The organism is Bacillus sp. EB106-02-03-XG38 (assembly GCF_058792175.1).
In genome coordinates this window covers 1,811,021-1,821,562 of record NZ_JBYTED010000001.1, presented here as the reverse complement: position 1 = coordinate 1,821,562, position 10,542 = coordinate 1,811,021, and the positions used below count along the sequence as shown (strand labels likewise).

12 protein-coding genes are annotated in these 10,542 nt (G+C 37.3%); 8 read left to right on the top strand and 4 right to left on the bottom strand.

Translation table 11 applies throughout. The features are described 5' to 3' along the window. A partial coding sequence (locus AC3WTI_RS09205; protein ID WP_492304355.1) for a collagen-like repeat preface domain-containing protein occupies positions 1–881 on the bottom strand: 881 nt, incomplete at its 3' end. Positions 882–994: 113 nt separating this feature from the next. After that, positions 995–1,960 (bottom strand): tyrosine-type recombinase/integrase, encoded by a 966-nt coding sequence (locus AC3WTI_RS09200; RefSeq protein WP_087958687.1) that lies wholly within the window; start codon positions 1,958–1,960, stop codon positions 995–997. Positions 1,961–2,073: 113 nt separating this feature from the next. Between AC3WTI_RS09200 and spoVK the strand changes: the two genes are divergently transcribed. Then, entirely contained in the window at positions 2,074–3,030 is a 957-nt protein-coding gene (spoVK, locus tag AC3WTI_RS09195; RefSeq protein ID WP_087958688.1) for a stage V sporulation protein K, read from the top strand. Positions 3,031–3,063: 33 nt separating this feature from the next. Here spoVK and AC3WTI_RS09190 read toward each other — a convergent pair whose 3' ends face one another. After that, a complete protein-coding gene (locus AC3WTI_RS09190) occupies positions 3,064–3,198 on the bottom strand; it encodes a hypothetical protein (protein WP_255448302.1) in 135 nt (44 codons plus the stop codon). A 99-nt stretch (positions 3,199–3,297) separates the two neighbouring features. Continuing rightward, entirely contained in the window at positions 3,298–3,921 is a 624-nt protein-coding gene (locus AC3WTI_RS09185; protein ID WP_071757744.1) for a trimeric intracellular cation channel family protein, read from the bottom strand. A gap of 92 nt (positions 3,922–4,013) precedes the next feature. Here AC3WTI_RS09185 and hflX point away from each other — a divergent pair, with 92 nt between their 5' ends. The 7 genes from hflX to AC3WTI_RS09150 all read left to right on the top strand — a co-directional run bounded on the left by hflX (position 4,014) and on the right by AC3WTI_RS09150 (position 10,464). Further along, the gene (gene hflX / locus AC3WTI_RS09180) at positions 4,014–5,288 is read left to right on the top strand and encodes a GTPase HflX (protein WP_142305906.1); all 1,275 of its coding nucleotides are present in this window, start codon (positions 4,014–4,016) and stop codon (positions 5,286–5,288) included. Further along, positions 5,281–6,552 (top strand): methionine gamma-lyase family protein, encoded by a 1,272-nt coding sequence (locus AC3WTI_RS09175; protein ID WP_087958690.1) that lies wholly within the window; start codon positions 5,281–5,283, stop codon positions 6,550–6,552. Before hflX ends, AC3WTI_RS09175 begins: the two co-directional genes overlap by 8 nt. A 174-nt stretch (positions 6,553–6,726) precedes the next feature. After that, positions 6,727–7,116 carry a transcriptional repressor GlnR gene (gene glnR, locus AC3WTI_RS09170; protein ID WP_001978453.1) on the top strand — a complete coding sequence of 130 codons (390 nt, stop codon included), beginning with the start codon at positions 6,727–6,729 and terminating at the stop codon, positions 7,114–7,116. Positions 7,117–7,164: 48 nt separating this feature from the next. Further along, positions 7,165–8,499 carry a type I glutamate--ammonia ligase gene (glnA, locus tag AC3WTI_RS09165; RefSeq protein WP_000135338.1) on the top strand — a complete coding sequence of 445 codons (1,335 nt, stop codon included), beginning with the start codon at positions 7,165–7,167 and terminating at the stop codon, positions 8,497–8,499. 299 nt (positions 8,500–8,798) lie between these two features. After that, positions 8,799–9,122, top strand: coding sequence for a PadR family transcriptional regulator (locus AC3WTI_RS09160; RefSeq protein WP_142286752.1), 324 nt, complete (start codon positions 8,799–8,801; stop codon positions 9,120–9,122). After that, positions 9,115–9,657, top strand: coding sequence for a DUF1700 domain-containing protein (locus AC3WTI_RS09155; RefSeq protein ID WP_087958692.1), 543 nt, complete (start codon positions 9,115–9,117; stop codon positions 9,655–9,657). Before AC3WTI_RS09160 ends, AC3WTI_RS09155 begins: the two co-directional genes overlap by 8 nt. After that, entirely contained in the window at positions 9,658–10,464 is an 807-nt protein-coding gene (locus AC3WTI_RS09150) for a DUF4097 family beta strand repeat-containing protein (protein ID WP_097841668.1), read from the top strand. The last annotated feature ends 78 nt before the right edge of the window (positions 10,465–10,542 follow it).

Genomic DNA, 10,542 nt, shown 5'->3' with positions numbered 1-10,542 from the left:
ACGCCCTGAGGTCCAGTAGCGCCGGTAGCGCCCGTGTTACCTTGAACGCCCTGAGGTCCAGTAGCGCCGGTAGCGCCCGTGTTACCTTGAGGTCCGGTAGCGCCAGCGGGTCCTTGAGCGCCCGTGTTACCTTGAGGTCCTTGAGGTCCGGTAGCGCCAGCGGGTCCTTGAGCGCCCGTGTTACCCTGAGGCCCTTGAGGTCCAGTAGCCCCCGTAGCGCCAGCGGGTCCTTGAGCACCCGTGTTACCTTGAGGCCCGGTAGCGCCAGCGGGTCCTTGAGCGCCAGTGTTACCTTGAGGCCCTTGAGGTCCAGTAGCGCCAGCGGGTCCTTGGGCGCCCGTGTTACCTTGAGGTCCTTGAGGTCCGGTAGCCCCCGTAGCGCCTGCTGGCCCAGTAGGTCCAGTAGGTCCTTGAATAAATGAAGCAGAATTAACTAGAGCGGTTTGTAATGCTGCTATTAATTTAAGAAGCTCTTGAAGTGTGCAAGGGTCGATTCGGAATAATTTTGTAATGTATAGTAAATAATTAATTAAATTTTGAAGCTCGATAAATACCGCGCTTGCTACGAAAGTTGGATTTTTTAATATAGTTATTAAGTTTTTAATAATAGCTAGCCCTTGTGCTTTCAGGGAGGAAGTAGCGTCTAGTGAGCAAATAAATTTACTTAGTAGGTTCAATGTATCGATTAGGTCTTCAATATTTTGGGGAGATGGATTTGCGAAAAGTTTTGGGATTATTTTTGTTAAATCAATAATGATCGCTCGGAATGTTCTAAGTTGTGCCTTAGTAACTGGGATTGATGGGGTATTTGGGATTCGTCCGGCGCTACTTGGAAAGCATGGTTTGGAGAATTTGTTCTGACTGTCGTTATAATGAGACATTAAATCTCTCCTTTCTAATGAGGATATGAACGAAACTCATCATAGTAGATGCAAAAATTAGTTAAATGGTCATAGTAAAATCGTTTGTTTGAAGAAAAAATAGAAAAAACGCCTTATGATAAGGCGTTTTTTCTATTTTCTGCGTATTGATAATATCGTTTTAGTGAAATTTTTGATTTGAATCCAGCTAGTTTTATAATTTCTGACTCTGGAGTTTCTTTTTTTATTAAGTTTAAAATATAGGTGTTACGAAAGTGTTGTCCTGAGATTCCTTTACGTAAATTAGCTCTAGATACTTCAAGGCGAATCATTTTTTGGATAGCGATTTCTGTTAATCCTTTTGGTGCATCATTTTCGTATACCCATCTGTATGTTCCGCGATTAAAATCAAACGCAATAAATAATGGATCATTACTATGGTATTTTGGGCGAACGGGTTCAGGGATGCTTTTATAATAAGTATATAGTTGTTTTTTGTCTTCGCTAGTTAATAAAATTGTTCTTTCTACCCCTGCGGTTGCTGGTATAGATAATGTGTTCGTTTCAAAGTGGACATGATGCATAGTTAATGCTGTCAGTTCCTGTAAGGATAATCCATAGTCAATTAATAAGTTTAAAATAGCGATATTACGATCCATCAATAAAGGGCGTACAGGACGTTGCTTTTCTGAAAGTCCTTCTAATGAAGTAACTATATGTTTTAATCTTTTTTCTTCATCAGATGAAATGAAATCTTCATTGCGGAGTGTGCGGTCTGGTTGAATAGAAATTTCCATGTTCTTTAATGGGTTAGGGATGTTTAAAAAGTGATGCATTCTATTTAATACAATAAATACACGGTGCATCGTTTTCTCTGAGTAATGTCGATTCTTTTTTAAGTCGAAAAAGTAATCTTCGTAGTCTTTTGTACAAAGTGTAGCCCATATATTACTGGAAGGGAGCTTTTTGTTTCTTTCTAACCAATGTCCGAAATCTTCAATGTCATAAACATAACGTTTAATAGTTGAAGGTTTTCGGCCTTTATTTAATAAAAAAATAGAAAAGGCTTGTATTGTATCATGGAATTCCGTTGTCTCCATAGTCCCACCACCTTCATTATTTCTTATATTATAGCAAACTTTTCTGAAAATAGTCATTTGCAAGGGAGACAAGAATAATAATATTTGGTGAGTGGATAAAATGAGGTGATTGTATGGAACAATCGATGCGAAAGAAAAATAATAATCAAATTAACATCGTGTTAAATCATCGAAAGAAAATTTCTTTACCGGCCGCAGAAAATAAAACTGCAATTTCAAGTGAAACTACTACGAAACATGAGATGCTACAAAGAATTGAAGAAGAGATGGGGAAGCTCGTTGGGATGGATGATATAAAAAAGATAATAAAAGAAATATATGCTTGGATTTATGTAAATAAAAAAAGGCAAGAAATAGGATTGAAGTCGGAGAAGCAAGTACTCCATATGTTATTTAAAGGGAATCCCGGTACCGGTAAGACAACTGTTGCTAGAATGATAGGGAAGTTGTTATTTGAGATGAATATTCTATCAAAAGGGCATTTAGTTGAAGCCGAACGTGCGGATCTTGTAGGAGAGTACATCGGTCATACAGCTCAAAAAACAAGGGATTTAATAAAAAAAGCAATGGGGGGGATTTTGTTTATTGATGAGGCGTATTCATTAGCCCGAGGGGGAGAAAAAGATTTTGGAAAAGAAGCAATTGATACGCTCGTAAAACATATGGAAGATAAACAACACGGTTTTGTATTAATTTTGGCCGGATATTCAAGAGAGATGAATCATTTTCTTTCATTGAATCCAGGGCTGCAATCCCGTTTTCCGTTCATAATTGAGTTTGCGGATTACTCGGTAAATCAGCTGTTAGAAATAGGGAAGAGGATGTATGAAGAACGTGAATATCAGTTATCGAAAGAGGCTGAATGGAAATTTAGAGACCATTTACATGCTGTAAAGTATTCGTCGCAAATTACATCGTTTAGTAATGGACGATATGTCCGGAATATTGTTGAAAAATCGATTCGTACACAAGCAATGCGATTGTTGCAAGAGGATTCGTATGATAAATATGATTTGATTGGAATATCAAGTAGTGATTTGATGTTTGAAGAGGAGACGCACAGTACGTAAACTGTGCGTCTGTTTTTTGTATAAATGCTTTTATTATTTTTTTGCTTTTTCTTGATAAGATTTATGGAAGCGTTCCATTTTAGCGCTTTTTTCGTGTGCAGAATTAAAATCGTGTCCAATTTGGCCTACTGAGCTTTTTTGAGACCCTTTATTAACATGGTTTGTCATTTTTATTCACCTCGCTTTGAGGATTAGTATAAACATTATGTAAAGAAAAACTCGTTAGAAAAGAAAAACCTCTTTACGATCTGTAAAGAGGTTGGATTGCTATTTGTTCATTGAACGTTCGTTTGTGTCGATGCGTCTATGCGGTAAATGCCATTTGTAATGAATAGAAACCATGCGGAAGCAAACAATTAAAATGAATAAGGTGTATAGAGCCCAATCGCTAACAATAATTTGAGCGCCGATTAAGAAACCTGCTAGAATCGTCCAAAAAGCATATACATCAGCTCGCAGAACGAGAGGTTTTCTACGGGCTAAAAGGTCGCGAATAATACCGCCGCCAATGCCAGTTAAAACAGCTGCTACGATTGTAGCGCTAATTGGTAAGTTTAGTTTTTGAGCGTATAATGCTCCTTGAACGGCAAATGCTGATAAGCCGATAGCATCAGTAATGTTTTCCCACTTTTTCCAGTGTCTAATTAATTTATTTGGAAAAAGAAAAATAATCGTCATTGATAAAAGTGCGATTTGGAATAACATGTCTTGTTGCCAAAACGCGACAATCGGATAACCGATTAATAAATTACGAAGGGCACCTCCCCCAAATGCGGTGGCCATTCCTAAAATATACACCCCGAAAATATCATAATCCTCTTCCATTGCAACAATGGCTCCGCTTAATGCGAAAGCGATTGTGCCTATGATGCTAAAAATCTCCCATGCCATGAATTTTCTCCCCCGCTAACTAGATGAAATGTGCTTCCTCTGCTATTATATTAGAAGGTTTAAATTTCGAAAAGGATGAGTGAACATATTTGATGGAAGAAAAAGAAAAAGTCATATTAGTGGGCTGTCAATTGCCGCAAGAAGATGATGAAAAATTTATGCATTCCATGAAAGAGCTTGCATCGCTAGCGAAAACTGCACGTGCAGAATTGTTAGTGTCTACAATGCAAAAACGACCGAAGTTTCATCCGGCGACTTATATAGGTAAAGGTAAATTAGAAGAGCTTACAATGCTAACTGAAGAATTAGAACCGGATGTTATCGTATTTAATAACGAATTAACGCCGAGTCAAATTCGGAATTTATCTTCAGTATTAGATGCGAGGGTAATTGATCGAACGCAACTCATATTAGATATTTTTGCGCAACGTGCGAAGTCGAGAGAAGGTAAGCTTCAAGTAGAATTAGCTCAATTGCAATATACAATGCCGCGTCTTATGGGACAAGGGTTGTCTTTGTCACGTCTTGGTGGTGGTATTGGAACGAGAGGACCGGGTGAGACGAAGCTTGAGACGGATCGTCGTCATATTCGATCGCGCATTGATGAAATAAAGAAACAACTTGCGGTTGTTGTGGAACATAGAAAAAGGTATCGTGAAAGAAGAAAAGATAATAAAGTATTTCAAGTTTCATTAATAGGATATACAAATGCGGGAAAATCTACGCTGTTTAATAGATTAACGGAAGCTGATACATTTGAAGAAAACTTGTTGTTTGCAACGCTAGACCCGACAACAAGGAAGATGCCGTTACCTTCTGGTTATACAGTATTACTAACTGATACGGTTGGTTTTATACAAGATTTACCTACATCATTAATCGCTGCTTTTCGTTCGACATTAGAAGAAGCTGGTGAAGCGGATGTTATTTTACATGTTGTTGATTCTGCAGATCCTAATTATGAAGGGCATGAGAAAACAGTAAAACAATTATTGTCAGAACTCGAAATTAATCATATTCCTATTATTACGTTATATAATAAAAAAGATGAATTACATCAAAATTTCATTCCGTTTCCGAAAAATGACTTCTTAATGACTAGTGCTTTTGAAGAAAATGATCTATTACATATAAAAGAAGCGATAGAAACGAAAATGAAGGAAGAAATGAATCGTTATCAAGTGGAAATTCCTCCGAGTGAAGGTAAGTTGTTAACTCTATTGAAGACGGAGACCTTATTAACGAAGATGGATTTTTTGGAAGATAAATTTGTATATGATTGCGCAGGGTATATTTTTGCTCACTCATCGCTTAATGTACAATTAAAGAGATTTTTAGTGGAAGAAGGAGAAAATAAAAATGTTTGATCGTTTGAAAAATGGAGAAAAAATTGCTCCAATCGTAAAAGAAGTAGAGAGTCAAATTATAGAAGTACATAAACGTGCGGATGAAGTAATTGAAAGTAATCAGTTTCGTGTATTAGAAAGTTTTCGTAAACATAAAATTAGCGATTCACATTTTATTCCGACGACAGGTTACGGTTATGATGATATTGGCCGTGATACGTTAGAAAAAGTGTATGCAGATGTATTTGGAGCGGAAGCGGGTCTTGTTCGTCCGCAAATTATTTCAGGTACGCACGCTATTTCTACGGCGTTATTCGGTATTTTACGTCCAGGAGATGAGTTGTTGTACATTACTGGCAAGCCGTATGATACGTTAGAAGAAATCGTTGGTGTGCGCGGAAAAGGTGTAGGTTCATTTAAAGAATATAATATTGGTTATAATGCAGTTCCGCTTACTGAAGAGGGGCTTGTTGATTTTGGAGCTGTTGCGGCTGCCATTCATAGTAATACGAAGATGATTGGTATTCAGCGCTCGAAAGGTTATGCTACTCGTCCGTCATTTACTATTTCGCAAATTAAAGAGATGATAGCGTTTGTTAAAGAAATTAAACCTGATGTTGTCGTTTTTGTAGATAACTGTTATGGCGAGTTTATTGAGGAACAAGAGCCATGTCATGTTGGTGCAGATTTAATGGCGGGTTCGCTTATTAAAAACCCAGGTGGTGGAATTGTTAAAACTGGTGGTTATATTGTTGGTAAAGAACAGTATGTTGAAGCGTGTGCATATCGTTTAACATCTCCAGGAATTGGTGCGGAAGCAGGAGCGTCTTTATATAGTCTGCAAGAAATGTATCAAGGTTTCTTCTTAGCACCGCATGTAGCGGGACAAGCGCTAAAAGGAGCGGTTTTTACAGCTGCATTTTTAGAGAAGTTAGGAATGAATACTTCACCAGCATGGAATGCGCCAAGAACAGATTTAATTCAATCTGTTCAATTTGATGATAAAGATCGTATGATTGCATTCTGCCAAGCGATTCAATATGCATCTCCGATTAATTCTCACTTCACTCCATATGCCAACTATATGCCTGGATATGAAGATGATGTAATTATGGCTGCGGGAACGTTTATTCAAGGTGCAAGTATTGAGTTGTCAGCCGATGGTCCGATTCGCCCGCCGTATGTTGCTTACGTGCAAGGTGGATTAACTTATTCACATGTGAAAATTGCGATTTGTTCTGCAATTGACGCATTAATTGAAAAAGAATTATTAACAATTTCTTAACGGGAAGCTGTCGATTTCGACAGCTTTTTTCGCATGAAAGTAATGATTTATTTCATTAGAAAAAAGAATGAAAAAATTTATAAAAAATCATGTAAGAAAAGCTAACATCTATTGACACTAAACATAACATGGTATAAAATGAGAAGCAGTTAAGGCGAAGGAGGAACTGAGACAATGAAAGAAGATAGACGTTCTGCTCCGCTGTTTCCTATTAGTATTGTTATGGATTTAACACAATTGTCTGCACGTCAAATTCGCTATTATGAAGAGCATAATCTTGTTTCTCCAACCCGTACAAAGGGGAATCGTAGATTATTTTCATTTAACGATGTAGATAAGTTGTTAGAGATTAAAGATTTATTAGATCAAGGCTTGAATATGGCTGGTATTAAACAAGTGTTACTAATGAAAGAAAATCAAACAGAAGCAGTGAAAGTAAAAGAAGAAACGAAAGAAATTTCAAAAACTGAGCTTCGCAAAATACTTCGAGACGAACTACAACATACAGGTAGATTTAATCGAACGTCATTGCGACAAGGTGACATTTCAAGGTTTTTTCACTAAAGACAGCTGATTCTGAAGGTGTTTAGAGGGACTAAGGAGGAATTTATAATGGCTAGATACACAAGAGAAGATATTTTCCGTTTGGCGAAAGAAGAGAATGTAAAGTATATCCGCTTACAATTTACGGACCTTTTAGGGGTAATTAAAAACGTAGAAATTCCAGTGAGCCAATTAACAAAAGCTCTTGATAACAAAATGATGTTTGATGGATCTTCTATTGAAGGTTTCGTACGTATTGAAGAATCTGATATGTACTTATATCCGGATTTAGATACTTGGGTAATTTTCCCTTGGACAGCTGAAAAAGGGAAAGTAGCTCGATTAATCTGTGATATTTACAATGCAGACGGCACTCCATTTGATGGTGATCCACGTAACAATTTAAAGCGTGTGTTAAAAGAAATGGAAGCATTAGGATTCTCAGATTTCAATCTTGGACCAGAGCCAGAATTCTTCCTATTTAAAGTAGATGAAAAAGGAAATCCAACATTAGAATTAAACGATAACGGTGGATACTTCGACCTTGCGCCGATGGATCTAGGGGAAAACTGTCGTCGTGATATCGTTCTTGAACTTGAAGAAATGGGCTTTGAAATTGAAGCGTCTCACCATGAGGTTGCTCCAGGGCAACACGAAATTGACTTTAAATATGCAAATGCAATTCGTTCATGTGATGACATTCAAACATTCAAACTTGTTGTAAAAACAATTGCTCGTAAACACGGTTTACACGCAACATTTATGCCGAAACCATTATACGGTGTGAACGGTTCGGGTATGCACTGTAACTTATCATTATTCAAAAATGGTGAGAATGTATTCTTCGATCAAAACGGTGACTTACAATTAAGTGATGATGCTCGTCACTTCATCGCAGGTATCTTAAAACACGCGCCAGCATTTACAGCGGTAGCGAACCCAACTGTAAACTCTTACAAGCGTTTAGTACCTGGATACGAAGCTCCTTGTTACGTAGCATGGTCTGCACAAAACCGTAGCCCATTAGTACGTATCCCTGCATCTCGTGGTATTAGTACACGCGTAGAAGTACGTAGTGTTGACCCAGCTGCAAACCCATATTTAGTAATGGCTACATTATTAGCAGCAGGTCTTGACGGAATTAAAAACAAATTAACTCCACCAGCTGCAGTAGATCGTAACATCTATGTAATGACAAAAGAAGAGCGCGAAGAAGCGGGTATCGTTGATTTACCAGCAACATTAGCGCAAGCTTTAGTAACATTACAATCGAATGAAGTAGTATGCGGTGCACTAGGTGAGCATTTACTTGAGCACTTCATCGAAGCGAAAGAGATTGAGTGGGATATCTTTAGAACGCAAGTTCACCAATGGGAACGCGATCAATATATGTCTCTATACTAAGAGAGAGAAATGCCTTGATACTACGGTATCAGGGCTTTTTTTATTTGTGGGCAAATGGTTTGTGAAATGAACTGGATGGCTGCCCGCAAAACGCCCGAAAAAAGTCATGTGGACTATTTAAAATGCGTGCTATCTATGAATGAAAATGTGAAAGTTGAAGTATGGTGTGGGTGTAATTAATTCGATAATTAAGTATTGAAAAATATAGTACCTTGCAATAAACAATACCAAGTGGTATATTATGGATATAATAAGTACCGTGTATTGAACAGTACTGAAGTGAGAAAGGGGGATTGACCTTGAATGTTCAGTTTAAAAAAGGTGTGTTAGAGCTGTGTGTGTTGGCACTTGTGAAGCGTAAGGATTGTTACGGTTATGAACTTGTTCAGCAAATCTCAAATAAATTTTTAATATCGGAAGGGTCAGTGTATCCTTTATTACGTCGTTTAACGAAGGAAGAATATTTTCAAACGTATTTGAAAGAATCTACGGAGGGACCACCTCGTAAATATTATCAACTAACGGAGCAAGGGGAAACGCAACTGAATTTGTTAGTAACAGAGTGGCGTGATTTTGCAAAAGGCGTACAAGAAATTATTGAAGGGGTGGAATGGGATGAGTAAAGAGCAGTTTCTAAAAGAATTATCAAGTCATCTTAGAAAGTTACCGGAAGAAGAGAGGAAAGATATTTTATGTGATTATGAAGAGCATTTTCAGTTTGGGAAAGAAGAGGGGAAAACTGAATCGGAAATAATAAAGGGTCTTGGCTCGCCGAAAGTAATTGCGAAAGATTTACTTGCTTTGTATCGCTTTGATGAAATGAAAAAGGACCCATCTACTTCGAATATAACAAGAGCTGTCATGGCAGCGATTGGACTTAGTTTGTTTAATTTCATTATTGTATTAGGCCCGTTAGTCGCAATTATCGCTTTTATATTTTCCTTTTGGGTCGGTGGGATTGTTAGTGTAGTGACACCATTTTTCGTTATTGGAAAAGTATTTATGGGTACATTTATATGGTTAGATGTATTCGTAAGTATAACGTTTGTTGGGATAGGTTTGTTGTTATGTATTGTCGCTTATTATAGTACGATGTGGTTTAAAAGGTTATGTGTACGTTATGTAATATGGAACTTCAAAATGATAAAAGGGGAGTAGATGATGAAAAAAATATTGTTAGTAGCAATCGCTTGTATCATTATTGGAGTAATCGGGATTTCACAAACATATGAAAAAGCAGTACAAACTGCGGAAAAAGGAAACAAGGAAGATGTTATTAAAAACGAAACATTAAAAAATATAGAAGTTAAGTTAGATGCTGGGGATATTGTCGTCCAAAAATCTCCTGATTCTTCTTTTTATGTAAAGCAATCAGGAGATGCACGTAAACAAGAGATTCGTATTGCTGAAGATGGTGACACATTAAAAATTATTGGGGAAAGAGAAAAAGGTGCTTCATTTGATTTTTCCTTTTACGATTTTAGGTTTCAAACGTCTACAGTGACTCTCCTTGTGCCTGAACGCTCTTACCAAGATGTAAAAGTAAATTCATCTGCTGGACAAATAGAAATAAGTGATGTGAAAAGTGATCGTATAACTGCTGGGACATTCGCCGGAGAAGTAGCTTTGAAACATGTCACAGCAAAAAGTGTGGAAGGATCTTCAAAAGCTGGTGAGGTAAATTTTAAAAAGGTAATTGGGAAAATAACAGCGAAAACGGCTAGTGGGGAAGTGCATATTATGGATCATGATCCTAAATATGATGTAGAGGCAAGTTCAACCGCTGGGGATGTAGATATTACTTTATTGGAAAAACCACAAGATGCAGTTATAACTGGGCAAAGTGCTGCTGGCGAAGTAATGATTTTTAATGAAGAAAATAAAAATATAACTATTGGAAATGGCAGTAAAAAGATTAGTGGTAAAACAGCTGCTGGCGATGTGACGATTGAAACTCGCTCGTAAGTAATAGAATGTATGAAAATCTATCAAAATACAAAAAAAGAAGATAATTACCGTATATAAATAAGGTAATTATCTTCT